Source organism: Weissella fangxianensis (genome assembly GCF_024718545.1).
GTDB lineage: Bacteria > Bacillota > Bacilli > Lactobacillales > Lactobacillaceae > Weissella > Weissella fangxianensis.
Map to the genome: position 1 here is coordinate 61,885 of NZ_JAMXDB010000004.1, position 24,195 is coordinate 86,079.

A 24,195-nucleotide genomic window follows, 5' to 3' on the forward strand; every position below is an offset into this window, starting at 1 on the left:
TATTACCTATGTTATGCTATAAAAGTATATACGATTAAAGATAGAAGAAAGAGGAGGCACCGAGATGTACGACATACTATTAACAGCAATGATTGTAGTGGGTGCACTGATTATTATTGCAGTTATGATGCAACCATCTAAGCAACAGGATGCTTTGTCAGCATTGTCAGGTGGCGGTGGTGGTGACTTGTTTGCAACCCAAAAGGCCCGGGGATTTGTTGCCGTGATGCAACGAATTACAGCAGTCCTTGCAGCAATCTGGTTTATTTTGGGATTGGCGCTTGTTTACCTTTCTTCACATTAAAAATTTACCAGTGCGCAAGACCTCTCGTGACATATTGTACGAGGGGTCTTTCATTTTAAGAATAGCGAGAAATTAATGGATTTACAAAATTTACAAGACCAATTATTTGGCTTTTTGAAAGGAAATCCAACCCAAGCGTATCCAGCACAAACGTTAACAGATGGGTTGCGATTAAATGATGCGAATGCCTTCAAATCAGTTGTACAAGCCTTAGCAGCTTTGGAACGTGCTGGCAAAGTTAAAGTTAATGATGCAGGTGCATTTCAATATAATGCGGATCATGAAGGAGTTATTGGTACATTTAAGGCCAATGACAAGGGGTTCGGATTTGTTCATTATGATGAAAAAGCACCAGATGTGTTTGTTAACCCAGATAATACGGCTTTTGCAACGCAAGGCGATGAAGTGCGTGTAAAGTTGCTTAATAAGGGCGACGATAAGCGTGGCCCTGAAGGTAAGATCGAAGAAATTATTACGCGTGGTCGCGAACATGTTGTTGGCGAATTTTCCTTAGGTAGTGCTTACAAGGGTTATGTTGGTAGTATACGCTTAACTGATAAGAAGTTTTCTTCTTTTGAATTTTTGGTTAAAGAAGGTGGCTTGGTAGCGACAGATGGCGAAGTTGTTATGGCTTCAATCGCAACGTATCCGTCTGCTGAAATGCCAAAGCACTTTACGGGTGTGATAACAGATAAAATTGGTTATAAGGATGATCCGGGTGTTGATATTTTAGAGATTGTTTATAATCATGATGTGCCACACGTATTCCCTAAAGATGCGATGAAACAAGCCGAGGACATTCCTGATGAAGTATTAGATAGTGAACGTGAGGGTCGTGAGGATATCACTGACCAACCATTAGTAACCATTGATTCTATCGAGTCAAAGGATTTGGATGATGCAGTTGTTGTATGGAAGCTGCCAAATGGTAATTTCCATTTGGGTGTTCATATTGCTGATGTCTCACATTATGCGGTTGAAGGCACGCCACTAGATGAAGAGGCTTATAATCGAGGCACATCTGTTTATCTAACGGATCGTGTGATACCAATGTTACCTCGTAAAATTTCAAATGGCATTGCTTCTCTAAATCCAGGTGTTGATCGACTAGCTATGTCAGCTGAAATGGAGTTTACACCAAAAGGTAACTTAGTTAGTCACCGTCTGCACACATCAGTGATGCGATCACATGCTCGGATGACTTATAAAGCAGTTAATGCAATTTTGGATGGTGATGAAGAAACCCGTTCGGAGTATGCGGAACTAGTGCCAATGTTTGAAGAGATGGCTGAGTTGCACAATATTTTGTCGGCAAAACGTACTGCTAGAGGTGCAATCGAGTTCGATGCGCCTGAGGCAAAGATTATTGTTGATGAAGAGGGTAAACCAACGGATATCGAATTACGTGAACGTGGTTTATCAGAGCGAATTATTGAATCATTTATGCTAGCGGCTAATGAAACTGTTGCAATGCATTTCGATCTAGCTAAGGTCCCATTCTTGTATCGTATACACGAAGCACCAGATGCTGATCGTGTGCAGAGTTTTGTTGATTTTGTTAAAGCCTTAGGGGCACCAGTTAAGTTGGATCCTGAGAAGGTAAAGTCAACTGATTTGCAAGCTATTCATAATTTCTTCGTCGACCGTCCTGAAGAACAGATGGTTTCAACGATGATGTTGCGGACAATGAAACAAGCAAAGTATTCAAATGATCCGCTGGGGCACTTTGGTATTGGTGCAGAATATTATACACACTTTACTTCGCCTATTCGCCGCTATCCTGATTTAACAGTCCATCGTCTGATTAAATGGTATGAGAAAAATGGTTTGGGCGAAGAGGCACAGGCTAAGTATGCTGATAAATTAGCTCAAATTGGAGAGGATACATCAGTTAAGGAACGCCGTGCGGTTGATACTGAACGTGATACTGATGCAATGAAGAAGGCCGAATTCATGATGGACAAGGTCGGACAAGAGTTCGATGGTGTTGTGAACGGTGTTTTGAAGTTTGGTATGTTTGTTTCATTGGAAAACACCGTTGAAGGCTTGATTCATGTGTCTAACTTCACAGATGATCAATATGTCTATGATGAAGCTCATATGGCATTGATTGGTCGGCGTTTGCACCACATTTACCAGATTGGTCAACCAGTTAAGGTACGTGTAGTTCGTGTTGATAAAGAACAAGCATCAATCGACTTCGTGCTAGTTGATCCAGGTGAAGCACCAGTGACAGATATTAAAGTACCTGATGAACATCGAGGAGCCTTTGGTAAAAACCGTGGTGGTCGTCGCCAAAATGATAAACGCAATCACTCATCAAAGGGTAATAAGACCCATAATGATGGTAAAGCATTTGGCGCTTATCAAAATAAGCGTAAGCCAGATTCAAAGCATCAAGGAACTAATCGTAAGGGACGTCATAAGTAATTAGAATTAGGGGGTTGTCATGGCTAAGAAAAAGCGGCGCACAGATGGTGCGTTGGCAACTAATAATAAGGCACGATATAATTATGCGATTGCTGAAACCTATGAAGCTGGCTTGGAACTGACTGGTACAGAAATCAAATCGGTTCGTGCTAGCAAAATTACGATAGGGGATGGCTTTATACAAATTCGTGATGGACAAGCTTGGTTAGATAACGTGCATATTAGCCCGTTTGAACAAGGTAATCGATTCAATCACGATCCACTACGTAGTCGGCGATTGTTATTACATAAAAAAGAAATTAAAAGCTTACAAGTAGCTGTTGCCCAACAAGGAAAAACAATTGTCCCCTTAAAAGTTTATCTGAAACGTGGGTTTGCAAAAGTTTTGATTGGTGTTGCAACAGGTAAGCGAAATTATGATAAACGTGAAACAATCAAAAAACGTGATCAAGATCGTGAGTTGCATCGAACACTAAAGAAACGTTATTAATAATTCCTAAAAACTGGTTTAATTTGGATGCCAATGCGCAAAACTAATTAAACCAGTTTTTTTGTTGTATCATAAAACAAACTATATGTTAGGAAAGCTGACATTAAATAGCCCTTTATAACTGTAAGAGCGTAAAATGTGGTGGTATGAATGTGAAAATAATAGTCTTGGAGGAAATAGACAATGCGCAAGTGGTTAATTAGTTTAATGGCATTGGTGGGGCTAGCAGTCGGTATTATCGTTAGTGTACCCGCTGCCCACGCAGCAACGCCAAATTATACCATTACAACTGATACAACATTTCCACCGTTTGAGTTTCAAACAGATGGTGGTAAATATCGTGGAATTGATATGGACATGTTGAAAGAAATTTCAAAACGTGAGAACTTTACCTATACGTTAAAGCCAATGAGTTTTAATGCTGGTGTGCAGGCAGTGCAGGCCGGTCAAGTTGATGGTATTGTTGCTGGTATGTCAATTACAGATGAGCGTAAAAGTACTTTTGATTTTGGAACACCATACTATAAGAGTGGTATTGTGATGGCTGTATCACCTAAATCAGATATCAAAGGGTTGTCTGACCTAAAAGGAAAAACAGTTGCTGCTAAAACAGGTAGTGCTGGGGCAGATTATGCGCGTGAAATATCAAAGAAGTATGGTTTTAAAGTAACCTTCTTCAACGACTCAAATACTATGTATAATGATGTGGCAATCGGTAATACGGTTGCTGCTTTCGAAGATCAACCGGTTATGGCATATGCGATTAAGCAAGGCACAAATCTAAAAATTGTTACAAAACCAGCTAAAGGAAACTGGTATGGTTTCGGAGTTAAGAAGGCTGCCAATGCAGAGTTGCTAAAGAAATTTAACGCAGGTTATGACAAAATTGTTAAAGATGGGACGTATGACAAAATCGTTAAGCGGTACCTAGGAGATGGTGGTTATAACTACAAGAAAAATGCAGCTGATCAAACCGCAGATAAGACGACAATTTGGGATTTGGTCAAAGAAAACCAGAGTGCTCTATTAAATGGTTTAGTTAAGACGCTTGAGTTGACCATGGTTGGTATTATTCTGGCAGCTATTTGGGGTATCTTCTTAGGGATTTTGGGCGTTATGCCAAGCAAGTTAGCACGTGGTCTATCAACGACGATTATTTATATTTTCCGTGGCCTACCAATGCTTGTGTTAGCTTTCTTTATCTATATTGGAATTCCTAATTTGACTGGACAAAAAATTCCGGCATTCACAGCGGGAGTTATTACATTGATCTTAAATGAAGGAGCCTATATTGGTGCTTTTGTGAGTGGTGGCTTTAAATCAGTTGCTCCAGGTCAACTTGAAGCAGCACGGTCACTTGGACTGCCTTATGGTAAAGCAATGCGGAAAGTCGTCATGCCACAAGGAGTCCGCTTGATAATTCCAAGTTTCATTAATCAATTTATTATTACGTTAAAGGATACGTCAATCTTGTCAGCAATTGGTATCATTGAATTAACGCAAACAGGTACTCTGATTATTGCTCGTAATTTGCAAGGATTCAGAGTTTGGTTAATGATTGCAGTATTGTATCTTATTGTTATTACACTATTAACTTGGTTATCAAATTGGGTAGAAAAGAGGATCAAATAATGGCAACAGTTATTGAAGCACGCGATGTTCATAAGAGTTTTGGTAAAAATGAAGTACTAAAAGGATTGAACTTGTCTGTTGAAGAAGGGGAAGTTGTCGTAATGATCGGCCCTTCTGGTTCCGGTAAATCTACATTCTTACGCTCGTTGAATAAGCTTGAAGACATTAGTAGTGGTGAGATTACTATTGATGGGCAAAATGTTAATCAACCAAAGGTGAATATTGATAAAATCCGTGAAAAAGTGGGGATGGTTTTCCAACATTTTAACCTCTTCCCACATCTGACCGTGATGGAAAATATGATTTTAGCACCAGTCCAATTGGGAAAAATGACTAAAAGTGAAGCAACAGCTAATGCTAAACAACTTCTAGAGCGGGTAGGCTTGGCTGACAAAGCTGATGTTAAACCAGACACCTTGTCTGGTGGTCAAAAACAGCGTGTTGCCATCGCCCGAGCTTTGGCAATGAATCCAGAAATTATGTTGTTTGATGAGCCTACCTCAGCATTGGACCCTGAAATGGTTGGTGATGTATTATCAGTTATGAAAGAGCTAGCTGAAGAGGGCATGACAATGATTGTGGTGACCCATGAAATGGGATTTGCGAAACAAGTAGCTGATCGTGTTGTCTTTTTTGCTGATGGCTATATTCGTGAAGCAGGTACACCGACAGAAATTTTTAATAACCCACAGGATCCACGTACACGTGATTTCCTAGATAAAGTTTTGAACGTATAAACTTTTTGATAATGTTTAAGAGACGCCAATCAACCATTAGCCCGGTTGATTGGCGTCTCTTTTTTGGCTATAGGCATGCATTATGGGTGATTGATTGTTACTCTTTAGGTAAATATTTTAGTGAATTAGAATTTATAAAGGGCGTTAATGTTGGGGCTGGGGCATTAAAAATACTTGGCCGAGCCAGTGGGTGACCATGAGCGATAAATTGCCAGCGGTCTAAAAAGGCAATAATTAATAATAAAAGTGGTTCTTGATTGATTTTAGCAATATGGATGGACAAACGTTGATCCCTGATTGGGTTAGCGGTTGCTAGTTGTTGTCTAACCGTTTTTATTTGAAAGCGACGTTTTTCAAGGCTACCAAGCACCAGCCAATTTAAATTGTTTACAAATAATAATTCATGTAATTTTAGAGACAATCCTATTGATCCGACTGTTTGTTGTTGATTCGTTAAAATAAAACGAGGCAAGATGCCACTTGAAACTTGAGTGATTTCGGCAAGCGGTTCGTAAGACTGGTTATAGATAGTGAGCTTGTCGTTACGTTGACCAATTTGTCCCGAAATAATATATTTCATATCATTCGTATAGGTTGTGACAGTCGTTATGCCGTCAAACTGTTCGCGGATTTTCGACATTAGTAAATCATGCATATAAATACCTCGTTATATCATGAAGATAGTACGATAAAACTTTTAAGCCAATGTATAATGTGGTTTCAGTTCTTAAGGGATAATTGATGTTTCCCCTCAACTTTTATTTTAACATAACCCTGTTTGAACTGACTTTTGTCGGTATAATAGGGATAGTTATGAATTTATTAAGTAAGAATAGGAGTTAATATGCCAGAATTATTACCAAAGGACTGGGCAGAAGCTTTGCAACCAGTGTTACAACCAAATTATATTGGTCGCATCCAAGAATTTCTAGATACTGTCTATTTAATCGATACGGTTTATCCAGAACGACAAAATGTATTTGCTGCGTTAAAAGAAACCCCCTTAGATAAGGTAAAAGTTGTTATTCTAGGTCAGGATCCCTATCCAAATCCTGACCAAGCGCAAGGCCTAAGCTTTTCTGTGCCAGCAACGATGGCACTGCCTAAATCTTTAATTAATATATACAAAGAGTTGGTTGATGATTTAAATGTTGATGCACCAAAGGATGGTGATTTACGGCGATGGGCAAAGCAAGGCGTTTTATTATTAAACACGGTTTTGACGGTTCCAGCTCATGATGCTGGTGGCCATGCTGGTGAAGTGTGGGAACCACTGACTGACGAGATTATTAAATTGGTCGCGCAACGTGATCAAGCCACGGTCTTTATTTTGTGGGGAAAGCAGGCTCAAAATAAAAAGTCATTGATTCAAGGTGAAAAAAACCTAGTGCTACAAGCTCCTCATCCAAGTCCATTATCTGCATATCGTGGTTTCTTTGGTTCTAAACCATTTAGTCAAACAAATAGCTTTTTACAAAAAAATAATCGTATACCAATCAAGTGGGCATAGATAAGAAATTTTGTTGCTTACATGCAACACTTAGAAATGGCTATATATCAATGGATGAAAAGCCTGTATGGTATAATAGATTGTGTAATACAATAATAATTTAGAAAAGAGACGGGGGTTTGTTGATCATGGAGTTGTTTGAGCAATTAGCAAATAAAATTAAGGGACAAAATAAGACACTTGTATTTCCTGAGGGAGAAGATGCTCGTGTTCAAGGTGCAGCAGTACGATTAGCTGCCGATGGATTGGTTAAACCAATTTTATTGGGAAAGCAGTCATTAATTGATGCAACAGCTGAAAAAAACCAATTTGATTTATCAAACTTAACAGTCATTGATCCAGCTAGTTATCCTGATGATAAGTTGAAGAAGATGATTCGTGAACTTATTGAGCGCCGTCATGGTAAGACGGATACAGCAACTGCCAAAAAGTGGGTTACTGACGTAAATTATTTTGGTACGATGCTGGTTTATATGAACTTAGCTGATGGTATGGTGTCTGGTGCGACACATCCTACGGGTGATACTGTGCGTCCAGCATTACAAATTATAAAGACTGCCCCAGGTTCATCACGTATTTCTGGTGCGTTCGTGATGCAACGAAACGATGAACGTTATATTTTTGCTGATGCAGCTATCAATATTGATATTGACGCACAAACAATGGCTGAGATTGCAATTCAGTCAGCCAAGACGGCCAAAGTCTTTGGAATTGATCCAAAAGTTGCTATGTTGAGTTTCTCAACAAAGGGATCAGCTAAGGCACCACAAGTAGATAAGGTTACCAAAGCAACTACAATTGCGAAGGAGTTGGATTCGTCATTAGCGATTGATGGTGAGTTACAATTTGATGCGGCATTTGTACCAGAGGTTGCTCAGTCAAAGGCCCCTAAGTCAGAGATTGCTGGTCAAGCGAATGTCTTCGTGTTCCCTGATTTGCAGTCTGGTAATATTGGTTATAAAATCGCACAACGATTAGGTGGATTTGAAGCAGTTGGTCCAATTTTACAAGGGTTAGCTAAACCAGTTTCAGATTTGTCACGTGGCGCCAATGAAGAAGACGTCTATAAGGTCGCTATTATTACGGCTGCGCAAGCATTAGAAAATTAGATAAAGTAGCAAATAAAAGCGACATAACACAAATTCGTTGGTAATTTTACAGATGATAGGTGTTATGGCGCTTTTTAATATGAAATGACATAGGAGGTTTCGTGAATGTGTACAAGTATTTTTCAAATTGCGCGTGATGGCGTGCATATTTTATCACGAACAATGGATTGGCCACGTTTAGAAAATTCACCCATGTTTGTACCAAGAAAGTATCAATGGCATTCATCATTTAATCGCCATTTGATGCAAAATAAATATGCCTTTATTGGTGGGGGAGAATTAAGTAATAAACGTACCGATGTTGCTGACGGCGTTAATGAGTTTGGGTTGTGCGCGCAAAAATTGACCTTTGGGAATGGGGCTCAATTTGTGGATGAAATTGATGATACAAAAGTACAAATGGCACCTTTTGAATTTGTATTTTGGCTTTTAGGAAATTTTAAATCAATTGCTGATATTACCGAGCACATTGCCGACATACAATTGATGTCAGAAAAAAATAGCGTTGTTAAGTATGGTAATCCTGAACTACACTATGCTGTCACTGATCCGACCGGGGCAGTTGTGGTCATCGAGCCAACTGAATGGCCAATGAAAATTGTTCCTAATCCATTGGGAATAGTGACTAACAGTCCTTACTTTGAGCGCCAAATTCAGCAACTGGAAAAATATGTTGATTTTAAACCTGAATTCAAAGCTGGTACAATTCCCGTCAATTCACCAAAAGTAACGACGGGTAATCTTTCAGGTAAGGCAACACCGCCGGGATCTTATTCACCTGGTGCGCGCTTTTTAAGGGCCGCTTATTTAAAAGAACGTGCTGACCAGCCCGCTGATGAAGACGAGGCGATTGTCACTAGTTGGCATTTGTTAGACAGCGTGACTGTACCACAAAACTTAACACACCAACAGACATTTTCAGTTTATCGTGCAGCCACGGTAGCTGAGAGTCGCAGTTATTATTTCCAATCTTATCATCAAGGAGAGGTGTCTAAACTTCAATTGACGGATGACATGCTAACGTCCACCGAGGCGATTGTTTACCATGTGCCAGATAAATTAACGGTTAATCAGTTGAATTAGTTAATAACCCGGAAAAGCTCAGTGAAATTCTAAGATGAGCTTTTTTACTTTGTGCGCTTACATTGTTTGTACTCTGTAATCAATTGCTGAAAAATGGTATACTTCTAATTATGAGAATATTAGTGAATACAGTGAATGAAACACAAAAATTAGCTGCCAAGTTGGCAAAAAATGTGGCTGCTGGAGACACAATTCTATTATCAGGGGACTTAGGAGCAGGTAAGACTACTTTTACACAAGGATTTGCAAAAGAACTAGGAATTAAGCGACCAGTTAAAAGTCCAACATTTACTTTGGTACGTGAATATCAAACATCAGAATTTCCATTATATCATTTAGACGTTTATCGTCTTGGCGAAGAAGGGAATGCCGAAGATTTAGGATTATCTGAGTATTTTGGTGGCGACGCGGTTGCCTTAGTTGAATGGTCACAATATATCAAACCTGATTTGCCCGATGATGTGTTGAAAATTTCGTTTGAAAGGGTCGCTAGCCAAGAAACCCAACGGTTAATTACGATAACAGCAACAGGTAAGGAATCCACACGATTATTAGCTGCAATGGAGGAATAATGGAGATATTTGTACGGCCTGCTGATAGACAGGATGCAGTAAAACTAATGGGACTGTTATTTCAATTACAAGAAGAATCTAGTACATTTATGCTTGAACAAGATCCTGAAACGATAGAAGCGGCAGATGAAGCTGATAATATTGATATTTTGCAGACGACAACCAATAACATCATGTTAGTAGCTGCGACTGAGGAAGGTCAGCTTGTTGGTTTAGCTTCGGCTGCTGCAAAGCCTCGGAAACCAAAAATTGCCGAGGTCGGCGTTGCTGTATTAGCTGATTATCAAGGAAATGGTTTGGCACAGGCGATGATGGCTGAAATATTAAACTGGGCGACAACTTTTAGTTCGGTAAAACAGTTAGTGTTGACTGTGCAAACAATCAACGAGGCTGCCATCCATATTTATGAGAAGCTTGGCTTTAAGCGAATACCAGAATCCGAAAGCGAAGTTTTGAATAGCAATCATGATTTGGTACCAGCTTTTGACATGTCATGGATAGTAAATGATTGACGAGGTGTACATATGAATTTTGTTGCGATGGATTTTGAAACTGCAAGTGCTAAACGTTACAGTGCCGTATCGCTTGGCTTGGCGGTTGTACGTGATAATAAACTTGTAGACGAATTTTATACATTAATTAAACCGGATAGTTTTTTTGACAAACGTAATACTCGGATTCATGGTATAACTGAGGCGGATGTTCTTGATGCGCCCATTTTTCCAGAAGTTTGGGAACAGGTGCAGCAATTTTATACGCCTAACCAGTTAGTCATTGCCCATAATGCATCCTTCGATAATGGTGTTTTGCGTGAAACACTGACGCATTACGGGATTGGCGTGCCACATTATTTATCTTTAGATACTGTACGTACATCGCGTAAGCTTTATCCAGAATTACCAAATCATAAATTGAATACGGTATCAGCAGCGTTAGGAATTGATTTGCAGCATCATCATAATGCACTTGATGATACAGTAGCGGCCGCTGAAATTTTAGTACGACAAGCCACTGACTTTGGTGTTGAACCGTTGAAACAGTTGGTTAAAGTGATTTAATTAAGGAATTAAAAAATGAAGATGTTGAATGAAATGTTTCCAAGTTATAACATTCAGGCGAATGTTAATTTAGGAAATTATACGAATACTCGTGTTGGTGGACCAGCTGATTGGTGCTTTTGGCCAAAAACACAGCACGAATTGCAGCAAGTGGTTCTTTTTGCAAATGAGGCTAACTTACCAATTACTGTATTAGGAAATGCATCCAATCTAGTGATTACGGATGATGGCCGTCAAGGAGTAGTTATCTTTTTGACAGAAATGCACCAAATTAAAGTCTTTCAAAATAATATCATCGCTGAAGCAGGCGCATGGATAATTGACGTTGCGCAAATGGCTTATGATTATTCGTTAACCGGTTTAGAATGGGCTGCAGGAATTCCAGGATCTATCGGTGGTGCTGTTTTTATGAATGCAGGCGCATACGGCGGTCAAATTGACCAGGTCGTACAAAGTGTGGATGTGATTACACCGATGGGCGAAATAAAAACCTATCCAGTCGCTGATTTAGCCTTCGGATATCGCCATAGTCTAGTACAAGAAACTGGCGATATTATTATCAGCGCAACTTTTGCAATGCAATCCGGTAAACGAGCAGAAATCGGTAGTAAGATGACTGATTTTAATGAACGTCGAGCACAAAAGCAGCCCTTAGAATTTCCATCTTGTGGTTCGGTCTTTAAGCGACCAACAGGATATTTTGCAGGTAAATTAATTATGGATTCTGGCTTACAAGGTTGTCAGATTGGTGGGGCACAAGTCTCTACAAAGCATGCTGGTTTCATTGTTAATCGTGGCCAGGCGACTGGTAGTGACTATGTCAATTTAATTAGCCATATTCAGGATGTTGTGTATGAAAAATTTTCAGTAAATCTAGAAACTGAAGTTAGGATACTAGGAAGAAAGTAAGAAAAAAGGAGCGTATGTATGGCTTTACTACAAACCGTTGTAGGCCTGACATTTTTGGTCGTGTTAGGTAATGTATTAGGTTACTTTCTAAAAAAAGTACCAGTCAGTTTGATTCAAATTGGATTGGGATTATTAGTTGCAGTATTTTTAGATGTCGAAATCAAACTTGATACAGAATGGTTTTTACTTTTGTTTATCGCACCGTTGCTATATTCGGATGCGTGGCGGTTTCCCAAAAAAGAGCTTTGGGAGTTAAGAGGACCAATTTTCGGTAATGCAATCCTATTAGTATTTATTACGACGATTGTTGGTGGTTTTTTAATTTATTGGATGGTACCACAGTTACCACTTCCCGTTGCACTGGCGATTGCGGCCATTTTATCGCCAACTGATCCGGTAGCAGTGTCAGCAATAGCTTCTGAAGCAAAGTTACCACCTTCAATTATGCATTTAGTCGCTGGCGAAAGTTTGATTAATGATGCCAGTGGGTTGGTCGGATTTAAGTTTGCTGTTGCAGCTGCAACAGCTGGTACATTTTCACTTTGGCAAGCAACAGGTGAGTTCTTTTATGTTTCTATTATGGGGGCTTTAGTTGGAGCCTTGATGGGATTCTTAATTAACGGCATTGGTGATTGGTTGTCATCACATGCCATTAATGATGTTTCGTTACGAGTTGTTATTCAGCTATTTACACCGTTCTTAGTCTACATTATCACCGAAGAAATCAATGCTTCAGGTGTTATTGCTGTGGTTGTTGCGGCAATTATTTTAAATATTCATACAAAGCATGATGTTGACTACACTGGTGAATTACACGTGATTGGTATTAATACATGGAATGTTTTTGGGTACTTATTGAACGGATACATATTTGTTATCTTAGGAATTGAATTCCCATTAGCAACGCATATTGGGCAAGTTATCTCACTACCTATGGCTATTTTGTATTCAGTAATTACTTGGTTTATTATCTTTGGTATTCGTGTTATTTGGACATATGTTTCGCAATGGGTACGTTTGAAAAATCATAAGCATGAAACAGCTTCGTGGCGCGTGGCAATTACCTCAGGCTTAACTGGTGTTCGTGGTGCCGTAACGATGGCGGGAGTTTTATCGGTGCCACTTGTTACAGATAGCGGGGAGCCTTTTCCACAACGGGCATTGATGCTATTTATTGCAGCAATCACAATTATTCTGTCTTTGGTCGCTGCCATTGTATTGTTGCCGATAGTTGGAGGCACAAAGAAAACGCAGGTACCGCCTGGTACTAAAAAAGCTAAAGCGAAAGTCGCACAGCACATGTCAGAGCCACGTGCGCGGGTCTATGTTTTACAGTCAGCTGTACGAGAAATTGAAGCACGTCGACGTGAATCAAATCAAATTGTCATTTATGAAATTATAAGACGATATCAAATTGAAATTCGGCAGTTACAATTGCAATTTATGAAAACGGATAAACTAAGTCCAATTTTGGATGCTGAAATGGCATTGCGTCAAATTGGTCTTGAAGCAGAACGTAGCGCCATTCAGGGATTGTTAGTTGACGAGCGAATTACGCCGTTAGTATTTGCTAGTGAAGGACGTCGTATTGATCGATCAGAATCTGAACTGGATGATTTGGTTACCCATGATCGCGCGAAGCGAACTTGGCGTCAGGTTCGACGTTTCTTGTTAAGTTTTGGGCGCATGATTCGTGTGTGGTTAAGTGATACTTCGTCAGATGCTCTTTTGAGTGAATATGAATTGGCTAGACATGAAGCTGCCAAAGAAGCAATTGCAGCAATTTCAAAATACATTAGTACAGATGAGGCCCAAGATTCGCATCTCGATCAAACTGCAGCGTATAATTTAATTATTATGTATCGTTCACGCTTAGAGCGAGAACGTCATGGCGGTAATGGTGTGCAAAGTGAAGAAGACCTAAAGTTAGAGTTAGAGCTAGTTGGGTTAAATGCACAGCGTGATGCAGTGCAACATCTAACAGAAGCGCATTTTATTTCGAATACAACAAGTAGGAACATTCGACAAAACATTAACTTTACGGAAGCAGGAAAGTTGACTAATTTGGAAGAATAGGAGTTTGTATGAATTTTGATATTGATGCATTATTAAAAAATATAAACATTGTCCGTATTATTGATGTCATCATTGTGTGGTGGGTGCTATATCGATTAATGATGTTGATTCGTGGTACCAAGGCAGTAACTTTACTGCGTGGTGTTGGAATTGTTATTATAGTGAAGGTTGTTAGTTGGTACTTCGGTTTAGCTACAATTTCATGGGTAACAGATCAAATTATTAATTGGGGAGTTATCGCGCTGGTTATTGTTTTTCAGCCCGAAATTCGACGTGGCTTGGAACATCTTGGCCGCTCAGGTTTGTTCAGGCAAAAACAGGCTTATCAATCCGAGAAGCGTTTAGTTAATGAATTAGATGATGCGATTCAATATATGTCTAAACGACGGATTGGTGCTTTAATTTCAATTGAGATGGAGACGGGGTTGGAAGAGTATATTGAAACCGGTATACCGATTGATGCTGAAGTTTCAAGCCAACTATTGATCAATACTTTTATTCCGAATACGCCCTTGCATGACGGGGCGGTTATTTTAAAGGATAATCGTTTAGCGACTGCTGCCGCTTACTTACCATTGTCAGATAGTGCAACGATCCCTAAAGAACTTGGAACTCGTCATCGTGCATCAGTGGGAATTTCAGAGGTCACGGATGCCTTGACAATCGTTGTGTCTGAAGAAACGGGTGCGGTATCAATTACTAGAAATTCAGAGTTAATGCAGTCATTATCGCGTGAAGATTATCGCAAGTATTTGACTCGTCAACTTGTTACATCAGATGAGACGGCTGATCAATCTTGGTGGACACAATTACGATCATTCTTAAAACGAGGAGATAAGTAATATGAAACGACGTACTGATAAAATCGTGTATAGTCTGTTGACATTAGTTGTCGCCGTCTTTATGTCTGCATATACTGATTCGCAATCAACGGCCTCTAATCGTCGTTCGAATGATGATACTAGCAAACTATCCACTATTGGTAAAATAACATCATCTCAGTCTGAAACGGTTAGTGTTCCGATTCAATTTTCAGGAATTAATACGGATGATTATTATATTAGTGGTGCACCAGATAATGTTGCTGTGACAATAAGTGGACCGTCAGCGTTAGTGACAGCTGCTAAAAATACGAAGAATTTTCAAGTATCAGCAAACTTAAAGAACTTATCGGATGGTACGCATACAGTTAGCCTTAAAGTTACCGGTTTAAATAAGGATTTGACGTATAAACTCAAAACGTCTAAGGTGACATTGACTATGTATAAGCGGACTTCTTCATATTATTCAGTGAAAACTAATTATAATAAGGATGCTATTGCTGATGGGTATACAGTCGGCACAGTTACTTCATCAGTGAATAACGTGCAAATTATGGGACGCCAAGCAGCAATTAATGCAGTGGACAATGTTGTGGCTGATGTGCAATTGAAGCGAGATACCAAGAAGACCGTTCGACAAAAGGTAACGCTACAAGCAGTTGATGTTAATGGCAATCCAGTCGATGTTGCTGTGTCACCTCAGGTAACGACAGTTAAGGTCCCAGTCAAAACAGGTAATGGTACAAGACAAATACCATTGGACCTAAAGACGAAAAATGGTAATGCGTCAGAGTTTTCATTGTCTGGATCAATTAATGAAGTTGCTGTAAAAGGAAATACTGATGTGTTAAATAAGATTAAGAATGTCGAGGCCGTTGTAGACCTATCAGGAGTGACGACAACAACAGAAAAAGATGTCACGATTAAAGTGCCAGATGGTGCCGAAAGTGTCGATCCAAAAACAGTATCGGTGGTTATAACGCCGAAGGAGTAGAAAGAGAAATATGGTTGAATTACATTATTTTGGAACTGATGGCGTGCGGGGCATTGCCAATAAAGAATTGACGCCTGAGTTAGCATTTCGTCTAGGACGCATGGGTGGGGCAGTATTAACACGCCATGCCGTTGATCACCGGCCACGAGTGCTTGTTGGACGTGATACAAGAATGTCAGGACCATTATTAGAACATGCATTGATTTCTGGTTTACTCTCTGTTGGTATTGAGATTCAACGGTTAGATGTGATTTCCACACCAGGTGTTGCTTATTTGGTTCGCGCACAAAAAGCGGATGCTGGTGCGCAAATTACGGCGTCACACAATCCAGCAGCAGATAATGGTATTAAGTTCTTTGGTCCTGATGGTATGAAGTTATCAGATGAATTAGAAGCTGAAATTGAAGCTCTGCTTGATGCGCCAGAAGATACATTACCACGTCCAGCAGCTGAAGGATTGGGAACGGTTTCTGACTTTAAAGAAGGAACAGCCAAATACTTAGAATACTTGCAGACAACAATTCCAAGTAGTTTAGATGGTATGAAATTAGCCATTGATGCTGCTAACGGTGCGACATCAGGCTTGGTAGCTAACCTATTTGCCGATATGGGAGCAGACTTTGAAACAATGGGTACATCACCAGATGGTGTGAACATTAATCAAAATGTTGGTTCAACACATCCAGAGGCATTGGCTGATTTCGTACTTGAAAATGAAGCACAAGTTGGCCTAGCCTTTGACGGGGATGGTGATCGTTTGATTGCTGTAGATGAAAAAGGACAGATTATTGATGGTGATCAAATTATGTTTATCGTTGGTAAGTATATGTCATTACACGGTCGTTTGAAGCAAGACACTATTGTAACGACTGTGATGTCTAACATCGGTATGTACAAAGCAATGTCAGAAAATGGTCTTAATTCTGTGAAAACTGCAGTGGGAGACCGCTATGTTGTTGAAGAAATGCTCAAGTCTGGATACAACTTAGGTGGTGAACAATCTGGACATGTTGTCTTTTTGGATTGGGCTACGACCGGTGACGGGATGTTAACAGCGTTACAGTTGTTACACGTGATGCAAGAAACAGACAAACCATTATCTGAACTAGCTGCGGAAATGACGGTATACCCACAAAAACTTGTGAATGTGAAAGTTCAGGATAAGAAAGCAGCACTGTCAAATGAGGCAATCAAGCAAATTATTGCTGAAGTTGAAGCCGAAATGGGAAATGAAGGTCGTGTACTTGTTCGCCCATCAGGTACCCAAGACTTACTACGAGTTATGGCCGAAGCGCCAACTCGTGAAACTGTTGATGAATATGTTGATCGAATCGTCGCAGTTGTTGAGCAAGAGGTTGGTGTTGATTAATGTCAGCAGATTTTCAAACGTTAGATATTATTGAAGAAATTACACGCAATGATGGGTCAACGTATAAGGAAATTGGTAATCTATTGCACAACGGTCAAGCTGAGTATGCTGTTGAAGAGGGTATGATCAAGAAAGTTCGTATTTTAAAAATTAACATACCGCATTCCAAGAATGTCGAAAGTTATGAAAAATTTGTTAATGAGAATTTTGAAATACCTGCAAACATTGCAATTTCACAATATACTGAATGGCAACGGACACCAGAGATGGATGCTGTTGTTGAAAAGATTTTAGCTGAAAATAAAGTGAGCTAACTTTTAAGAGCCATGAAATACTATCATATCTTGAAATGATCAAGTGTCATGATTGTATTTCACGGCTCTTTTTTGTATGCTTTTGTTTATTTAGTAGTTGCAGTATCCTTTATTATTGACATACCATTATACGTTGTATAACATATATAGTATACAGTATATAATATAAGGAAGTAAGGCGAACAGCCTTGAATATGCAAGTGCCGTGCTTTTTTCCGTTATAAACAGAAATTTGTTATTATAGGTAGTAAGCAATTTTGTGAAAGGTTGACCAGTAATGAATATTGGATTATTTACAGATACCTATGCACCCCAAGTTTCTGGTGTTGTATCATCAATTCAGACGCTTCGACAACAACTAATAAACCGCGGACATCGGGTATATATTTTCACTTCAACTGACCCTAACGTCCCCAAAGAAGTCTTAGAACCCGATGTTTATCGTTTTCCAAGCTTTCCGTTTATCGGGTTTAAAGATCGTCGTTTATCATATCGTGGCGCAATTCAAGCAATTCAGTTAGCTAAAAAACTTGAACTTGATATTGTGCATACGCAAACAGAGTTTTCATTAGGGTTAATGGGAAAATTAGTTGCTAGACAATTAAAAATCCCCGTTGTGCATACTTTTCATACTAATTATGAAGATTATTTACATTATGTTGCTAATGGTAAGATTATTCGACCAGCTAGTGTAGCCGTGATTGCACGCAGTTACATGGCTGGTATGACTGGTGTTATTGCGCCATCTCGGCAAACATTTGATACGTTAACAAAATATAAAGTTTCTGCACCTATTGAGATTATACCCACAGGTGTCAACGTGCAGCATACTGAGCAAGAGGATAAAAGTACTTATTTACGTGAAAAATTGGGGTTAGATAGTCAAACTCCCGTTGTTTTATCACTAGGACGAGTTGCTTTTGAAAAAAACATTGATACGGCATTAACTGTATTTGCTGAGGTGTTAGACCAAGTACCTGATGCGATGTTTGTGATTGTTGGTGATGGACCAGCAATGTCTGCCTTAAAGGACCATGTGCGTTCATTAGAAATTGCCGGCCATGTCATTTTTACGGGAGAAGTGGACCATCAAGAAGTATATGGCTATTACAAATTAGCGGATGTTTTCTTATCAGCTTCTGTATCAGAAACGCAAGGATTAACATTTATTGAGGCGATGACAGCTAATACACCGGTTGTTGCTATGCGTAGTCCGTATTTAGAAACGGTTGTGCTGGACAAAAATATTGGTTCACTTGCCGATGACAGCTATGATTTATTGGCACCATTAATCATGTATTTAAATGCAAAGAAACAGCAACAAGTTATTGGCGACCCAACAACGCGACAGAAAGTATTGCATGACATTGATCAAGTGACTTTTGGACAACGAGTGTTAGATTTTTACTCTGAGGCATTAGTTGTGTACCATGAAGAGGAGGATATGGAAGAGGCTGATAGTAACGACTTTGAATATGCAAAATCGTTTTTGTCTAGATCTTCTTTCCATAAAAATGAAAAATGATTCGAATCACAATGTTCTCTGCAGCTGAAACTGTTCCTGGTCAAGGAGTAGGTTCTGCTTATCGGGAACTAGTTAATTTGTTAACTGATAGGTTTCCAGATAAGTTTGAGTTAAAATTTAATAGCTTAACAAAGACGGATATTAGTCACTACCACACCATCAATTTTGGCTTCTTTTTAAATACCTTTTTACCAGGGAGGGGCACAAAAATTGGTTATGTCCATTTTTTGCCAGAAACCTTGGAGGATTCCATTAATTTGTGGTCACCCATTAAAAAAATCTTTTATTGGTATGTGATGACATTTTATAAGCGGATGGATCAAATTGTGGTGGTGAATCCAGTATTTATTGATAAATTAGTTGCGTTAGGTGTTGCTAAAGAAAAAATTACTTTTATTCCCAATTTCGTCTCAAAGGATGAATTTTTTCCGGTACCGGATGATCAAAAGACATCTATTCGTCAAAAACTATCTTTACCGGAAGACTCATTCATTGTTTTAGGGGTTGGACAAGTACAAGTTCGCAAAGGGGTGTTGGATTTTATTCAACTAGCCAAAGATAATCCCAAATGGACATTTGTTTGGGTTGGCGGTTTCTCCTTTGGGGCAATCACGGCTGGTTATGAAGAACTGAAAAGAGTTGTTGATAATCCACCGAAAAATTTAATTTTTCCAGGCATAGTAGATAGAGGCCTGATGAATGACTATTATAATGCTGCAGATGTTTTCCTGTTACCAAGTTATACAGAGTTATTCCCCATGTCTGCTTTAGAGGCATTCAGTACAGGAACACCAACAATTTTACGTGACTTAGACTTATACCGTGCCATTATTGATGGGTACTATTTGCCAGCCAATGATCGGACGGGCATGCAGACCCAGCTTGATCATTTAGCAGCTGATCAAGACTTACAACATCAGGTCGCTAAACAGTCGTTAGCCGCATCTGAATATTATTCAGCAGCGCATGTTTCCAGAATTTGGGAAGATTATTATATAAAACAGGTTCATGAAAAAACCGACGGAGGACATGAATGACAAGGCGAAATGGCATTGTATTTGTTCTGATGATGGTTGCTGGTATTGCTATATTTGCTTGGTCCTTTCGAAACATCCGTATGGGCCAACTTGTACAAGACCTTCGCGGTGCTAATTGGTGGTGGTTATTAGCTGCATTATTAGCAATGGTTATTTATTTATTGCTGGAGTCAATGGTTGTGAAGATTTTTGTTGATGATTCTAATGAGAAGTTATCATGGCCTGATGCAATTCGGGTTCCTTTGGTTGAACAGTTTGGTAATGGTATCACACCATTTTCAGCAGGAGGTCAACCCATGCAATTAATTACGCTTATACAGGCAGGAATAGATCCTGGGCGAGCAGGGTCTATTTTATTGATGAAATTTGTTGTTTACCAAGCAATGATTGTCATCAATTTCTTTATTGCCATTATCGTTGGCTATCAATTTATTGCTGATAAGCTAAAGGCATGGTCTTTATTTGTTATTTTAGGATTTATTATTCACTTGATTGTAATTATTACGTTATTATTAGTAATGTATTGGCCGGGACTCACTAGAATGCTTGTTAAACTAGTATTTAAGCCAATTAAATGGATTAAACCTACAAAGGCAGTGCAATGGCAACAAATTGTGGATGAAAAGATTAAGAACTTTCATTCTGAAAGTATTAGAATGAGTCATGATTGGTGGGTATTAATTAAATCCTTTGTTTTGACGTTGATACAATTAATGTTCTATTACTTAATCCCATATTTCATCCTATTAGCTTTAGGCGCATCACATGTTAATATCATTTTAGTGATGTCGCTACATGTATTAATTGTTATGGTGATTTCTTTGTTTCCAATTCCTGGTGGTACAGGTGGGGCTGAAATCGGATTTTCAATGCTATTTTCGACGTTTTTGCCCAACGCAGGTTTATTAGTCTGTGCGATGGCATTGTGGCGTATGATTACCTATTATTTAGGAATGTTTGCTGGTATTATAGCCTTTAATATCAAATCTAAACAGCGAGGTTAGAAATATGTTGGCGGAAAATGATTTAAATAAAATTGTGAGAAGAATTCAGGCCATGCGGCGTGATGATCGAACAGCCGTTCAACAACGTGACTTTAGTGTATTTGGTGTTCCTGTGGTGACTGTGTTGTATGATTCTGCATCAGGTGTCTTTGCACTAGAGACAACGGAAAGAAAACAGCGCCGTTTTGCTTTTGATGATGTTGATTTGTTAGCTATTGACATTTATGAGGCATTGGTTGAATTCAAAGAATCGTTCTAGTAAATCATAAGGAATGTTTATGGTGATTTTTATACAATGTTAGGTTGTCAACTAGAATTTGGTTATTTATATTCAAAATAAGAGACAGTTAAAAAATATTTGGAGAGAATAAAATGCAACGAGTTATGTTAGCCATTAAGAAAAAATGGCCAGATTTCAACGATACCGTTGGCTTCTTCTTGCTATCTGTATTCTTAGTATGGCTAAAAACATACTGGGCATATAAGACGAGCTTTTCTTTAGGTGTTAGCGGCACCTTGCAAGAATTTATCTTAATCATTAACCCACTACCAACAGCGATTATACTATTTAGTATTGCGCTGTATTTCAGGGGTAAATTGGCCTACTGGTTAATGGTTCTGATAAATTTGATTCAGTCAATTTGGCTGTTTGCTAATATGCTGTATTATCGAGAATTTTCAGACTTTTTGTCATTGAATATTATTAATTCCGGTGGTTCAGTTGATAATAACTTAGGTAAATCAATCGCAGGTATTATTAGCCCATTTGATTTTTTAGTATTCTTGGATATTATTATTCTGGTGTTACTACTAGTTTTCAAACGAATTAAGTTTGATAAAGAGGTTGTTCAAAAGCGTTTTGCTGCTTTGATGACAATCTTTGGAATTGTGTTGATGCTGGTTGGTTATGGTATATCAAGTAAAGATCGTTCAGGCTTATTAACGAGAACATTTGATAATAACTATATTGTTAAGTATCTTGGCTTAAATGAATATGCAGCATATAACGTGTTCAAAACGAAACAAACGGCGGACATCAAAAAAGAAGCTTCCGCTGACGATCTTAACAAAATCAAGGATTATTTGAAGGACAATAAGACCTTACAAAATTCAACTTACTTTGGTAAAGAAAAAGGGAAAAATGTGATTGTCTTCCATCTGGAGTCATTCCAACAATTTTTGTTAGATTATAAAGTTGATGGTGTTGAAGTTACACCTAATCTGAACAAGTTTTATCATGATCAAAGTACATTGTCATTTGATAATTTTTACAATCAAGTTGGTCAGGGTAAGACGGCTGATGCGGAAATGATGCTTGAAAACGGATTGTTCGGTACAGCATCAGGTTCTGCGATGGTGAATTATGGAACATCTAACACTTATCAAGCGGTACCAGCTATCTTAGATCAACAAGGTTATACATCGGCAGCGTTCCATGGGGATGTCGCTTCTTTCTGGAACCGTGATAATTCTTATAAGTCTTGGGGATACGATTACTTCTTTAGTAAGCCATATTATAAAAATGCAAATAATTCAGATTATAATATTGGATATGGTATGAAGGACAAGATCTTCTTAAAAGACTCTGCCAAGTATTTAGAACAGTTGCCACAGCCATTTTATTCAAAGGTCATTACGGTCACAAATCATTATCCATATGACTTAGATAGTCAAAATGCGTCTATCGCTAAAACAAAGACGAATGATAAGACCGTCGATGGCTATGTACAAACGGCTCGCTATTTGGACCAATCCTTTGGTGAATTCTTAAGTTGGCTCAAAAAATCTGGCCTTTATGATAATTCAATGTTGGTTCTATATGGTGACCATTATGGTATTTCAGAAAATCACAAATCGGCAATTGCAAAGTTAACTGGTAAGAAGAGCGTTTCGAACTATGACTTAGCTAATTGGCAAAAGGTACCATTCATGGTTCATGCGCCAGGCTTAAAGGGTGGCATTAACCATACTTATGGTGGTGAAATTGATGTTATGCCAACATTATTGCATCTGTTAGGTGTTTCAACTGATAAGAATATTCAGTTTGGTCAGGACTTGTTAGCAACAAATCGTCGTCAGGTAGTGCCATTTAGAAATGGTGATTGGGTTTCTGCTGAATTTATGAAGTACGGTGGTAGTTATTATGTAACAACCACTGGTACAAAGATTAATCCAAAAGAAGATCCGCGTGCGAAAGATATTATCGATGACACACAGAAATACGTGGATAAGATGTTGACGTATTCAGATGATGTTCAAACAGGGGATCTGTTACGTTTCTATAATCCTGATGGCTTTAAGAAGGTTAACCGTAAAGATTATTCATATCAAAAAGCTAATGGACTGAAGCAGCTAAAGAAGGCTAATAAGAATAGTGATACATCAGCTAAGTCAAAAAATAATAATCAAACAACATTAAAAGATTATATAACTGATGCGCCAGAACTAGGTGGTAAACCACAAACTATCCAGGAAGCATCATCATCTAGTCAAGATGATGGAAATGATGATAGTGATAGTAGCTCGTCATCTGATACTGATGAAGATCAATAATTTTTTGAATCATTGATTGTTAATAAATTTAAAAGATAAGCTCACTGTAACTTACCTCTTGTAATGAAAGGGGACTTACAGTGAGCTTTTTAATGTTCGTCAAAAAGATGATAAAACTTGTTGTTGACGAACGTTCATTTCTAAGGTATATTATATGAGCGGTCAAAAAGCCGAGATTATACAAATTATTAATGATAAGAAAGTTGTTGACTTTTAAAAATCATGTCTGTATAATGAATTAAGTTGTCGACAGGACAACAACTGTTGATCATTGAAAACTGAATATCGTTTCGATGAAACAAATGTGTAGGGTCATCAAGTAATTTACTTGATACAAAACATTTGTGAAGTCAATTCACTAATAAATTCGTTTAACTTCTGTTAAACAAATAACAACAAATTGAGTTATACTCAAACTTTTAAAATGAGAGTTTGATCCTGGCTCAGGATGAACGCTGGCGGCGTGCCTAATACATGCAAGTCGAACGCTTTGTCTTTAATTGATCTGACGAGCTTGCTCTGATGTGATTTTTCTGACAAGGAGTGGCGAACGGGTGAGTAACACGTGGGTAACCTACCTCTTAGCAGGGGATAACATTTGGAAACAAGTGCTAATACCGTATAATACTAACAACCGCATGGTTGTTAATTGAAAGATGGTTCTGCTA

Annotated in this window: 23 protein-coding genes and 1 rRNA gene; 23 read left to right on the forward strand and 1 reads right to left on the reverse strand. The window is 38.7% G+C overall.

The annotated features are described in order from the left end of the window. Positions 1–64 precede the first annotated feature (64 nt). From secG to NGR58_RS02365, 5 genes are all read left to right on the forward strand, one after another. The gene (gene secG, locus NGR58_RS02345) at positions 65–304 is read left to right on the forward strand and encodes a preprotein translocase subunit SecG (protein ID WP_258088092.1); all 240 of its coding nucleotides are present in this window, start codon (positions 65–67) and stop codon (positions 302–304) included. Between the two features lie 75 nt (positions 305–379). Continuing rightward, positions 380–2,734 (forward strand): ribonuclease R, encoded by a 2,355-nt coding sequence (gene rnr / locus NGR58_RS02350; RefSeq protein WP_258088093.1) that lies wholly within the window; start codon positions 380–382, stop codon positions 2,732–2,734. Positions 2,735–2,753: 19 nt separating this feature from the next. Continuing rightward, a complete protein-coding gene (smpB, locus tag NGR58_RS02355; protein ID WP_258088094.1) occupies positions 2,754–3,224 on the forward strand; it encodes an SsrA-binding protein SmpB in 471 nt (156 codons plus the stop codon). A 183-nt stretch (positions 3,225–3,407) separates the two neighbouring features. Next, a complete protein-coding gene (locus tag NGR58_RS02360) occupies positions 3,408–4,856 on the forward strand; it encodes an ABC transporter substrate-binding protein/permease (RefSeq protein WP_258088095.1) in 1,449 nt (482 codons plus the stop codon). Continuing rightward, a complete protein-coding gene (locus NGR58_RS02365; protein WP_258088096.1) occupies positions 4,856–5,593 on the forward strand; it encodes an amino acid ABC transporter ATP-binding protein in 738 nt (245 codons plus the stop codon). The genes NGR58_RS02360 and NGR58_RS02365 overlap by 1 nt, the downstream gene beginning before the upstream one ends. Positions 5,594–5,690: 97 nt before the next feature. On the opposite strand, the gene NGR58_RS02370 is transcribed toward NGR58_RS02365, so the two are convergent. Further along, the gene (locus NGR58_RS02370) at positions 5,691–6,248 is read right to left on the reverse strand and encodes an LURP-one-related/scramblase family protein (RefSeq protein WP_258088097.1); all 558 of its coding nucleotides are present in this window, start codon (positions 6,246–6,248) and stop codon (positions 5,691–5,693) included. A 189-nt stretch (positions 6,249–6,437) separates the two neighbouring features. Here NGR58_RS02370 and NGR58_RS02375 point away from each other — a divergent pair, with 189 nt between their 5' ends. From NGR58_RS02375 to NGR58_RS02460, 18 genes are all read left to right on the forward strand, one after another. Then, positions 6,438–7,103 (forward strand): uracil-DNA glycosylase, encoded by a 666-nt coding sequence (locus tag NGR58_RS02375; RefSeq protein WP_258088098.1) that lies wholly within the window; start codon positions 6,438–6,440, stop codon positions 7,101–7,103. A gap of 128 nt (positions 7,104–7,231) precedes the next feature. Then, on the forward strand, positions 7,232–8,212 hold the full coding sequence (pta, locus tag NGR58_RS02380) for a phosphate acetyltransferase (RefSeq protein WP_258088099.1): 981 nt from the start codon (positions 7,232–7,234) through the stop codon (positions 8,210–8,212). 105 nt (positions 8,213–8,317) lie between these two features. Then, positions 8,318–9,295: a linear amide C-N hydrolase gene (locus NGR58_RS02385; RefSeq protein ID WP_258088100.1), complete on the forward strand. Its 978-nt coding sequence runs from the start codon at positions 8,318–8,320 to the stop codon at positions 9,293–9,295. A 110-nt stretch (positions 9,296–9,405) separates the two neighbouring features. Then, a complete protein-coding gene (gene tsaE / locus NGR58_RS02390) occupies positions 9,406–9,867 on the forward strand; it encodes a tRNA (adenosine(37)-N6)-threonylcarbamoyltransferase complex ATPase subunit type 1 TsaE (RefSeq protein WP_258088101.1) in 462 nt (153 codons plus the stop codon). Next, positions 9,867–10,379 carry a GNAT family N-acetyltransferase gene (locus NGR58_RS02395; protein ID WP_258088102.1) on the forward strand — a complete coding sequence of 171 codons (513 nt, stop codon included), beginning with the start codon at positions 9,867–9,869 and terminating at the stop codon, positions 10,377–10,379. The genes tsaE and NGR58_RS02395 overlap by 1 nt, the downstream gene beginning before the upstream one ends. 12 nt (positions 10,380–10,391) lie before the next feature. After that, the gene (locus tag NGR58_RS02400) at positions 10,392–10,925 is read left to right on the forward strand and encodes a 3'-5' exonuclease (protein WP_115471586.1); all 534 of its coding nucleotides are present in this window, start codon (positions 10,392–10,394) and stop codon (positions 10,923–10,925) included. Between the two features lie 15 nt (positions 10,926–10,940). Beyond that, entirely contained in the window at positions 10,941–11,834 is an 894-nt protein-coding gene (gene murB / locus NGR58_RS02405; protein WP_258088103.1) for a UDP-N-acetylmuramate dehydrogenase, read from the forward strand. 18 nt (positions 11,835–11,852) lie between these two features. Continuing rightward, positions 11,853–13,910, forward strand: coding sequence for a Na+/H+ antiporter (locus NGR58_RS02410; RefSeq protein ID WP_258088104.1), 2,058 nt, complete (start codon positions 11,853–11,855; stop codon positions 13,908–13,910). Between the two features lie 8 nt (positions 13,911–13,918). Then, positions 13,919–14,752: a diadenylate cyclase CdaA gene (gene cdaA / locus NGR58_RS02415; RefSeq protein WP_115471589.1), complete on the forward strand. Its 834-nt coding sequence runs from the start codon at positions 13,919–13,921 to the stop codon at positions 14,750–14,752. Between the two features lies 1 nt (position 14,753). Further along, the gene (locus tag NGR58_RS02420) at positions 14,754–15,725 is read left to right on the forward strand and encodes a CdaR family protein (protein WP_258088105.1); all 972 of its coding nucleotides are present in this window, start codon (positions 14,754–14,756) and stop codon (positions 15,723–15,725) included. A gap of 10 nt (positions 15,726–15,735) precedes the next feature. Further along, on the forward strand, positions 15,736–17,094 hold the full coding sequence (gene glmM, locus NGR58_RS02425; protein ID WP_258088106.1) for a phosphoglucosamine mutase: 1,359 nt from the start codon (positions 15,736–15,738) through the stop codon (positions 17,092–17,094). Next, positions 17,094–17,408 carry a hypothetical protein gene (locus NGR58_RS02430; RefSeq protein WP_258088107.1) on the forward strand — a complete coding sequence of 105 codons (315 nt, stop codon included), beginning with the start codon at positions 17,094–17,096 and terminating at the stop codon, positions 17,406–17,408. The genes glmM and NGR58_RS02430 overlap by 1 nt, the downstream gene beginning before the upstream one ends. Positions 17,409–17,685: 277 nt before the next feature. Further along, positions 17,686–18,933: a glycosyltransferase family 4 protein gene (locus tag NGR58_RS02435; RefSeq protein ID WP_258088108.1), complete on the forward strand. Its 1,248-nt coding sequence runs from the start codon at positions 17,686–17,688 to the stop codon at positions 18,931–18,933. Beyond that, positions 18,930–19,970, forward strand: coding sequence for a glycosyltransferase family 4 protein (locus NGR58_RS02440; protein WP_258088109.1), 1,041 nt, complete (start codon positions 18,930–18,932; stop codon positions 19,968–19,970). Before NGR58_RS02435 ends, NGR58_RS02440 begins: the two co-directional genes overlap by 4 nt. After that, on the forward strand, positions 19,967–20,974 hold the full coding sequence (locus NGR58_RS02445; RefSeq protein WP_258088110.1) for a lysylphosphatidylglycerol synthase transmembrane domain-containing protein: 1,008 nt from the start codon (positions 19,967–19,969) through the stop codon (positions 20,972–20,974). The genes NGR58_RS02440 and NGR58_RS02445 overlap by 4 nt, the downstream gene beginning before the upstream one ends. A gap of 4 nt (positions 20,975–20,978) precedes the next feature. Beyond that, entirely contained in the window at positions 20,979–21,233 is a 255-nt protein-coding gene (locus NGR58_RS02450; protein ID WP_258088111.1) for a YkuJ family protein, read from the forward strand. Between the two features lie 113 nt (positions 21,234–21,346). Beyond that, positions 21,347–23,527, forward strand: a complete 2,181-nt coding sequence (locus NGR58_RS02455; protein ID WP_258088112.1) for an LTA synthase family protein — start codon at positions 21,347–21,349, stop codon at positions 23,525–23,527. Between the two features lie 420 nt (positions 23,528–23,947). Next, positions 23,948–24,195: ribosomal RNA gene (locus NGR58_RS02460) — 16S ribosomal RNA — on the forward strand; the annotation flags it as partial.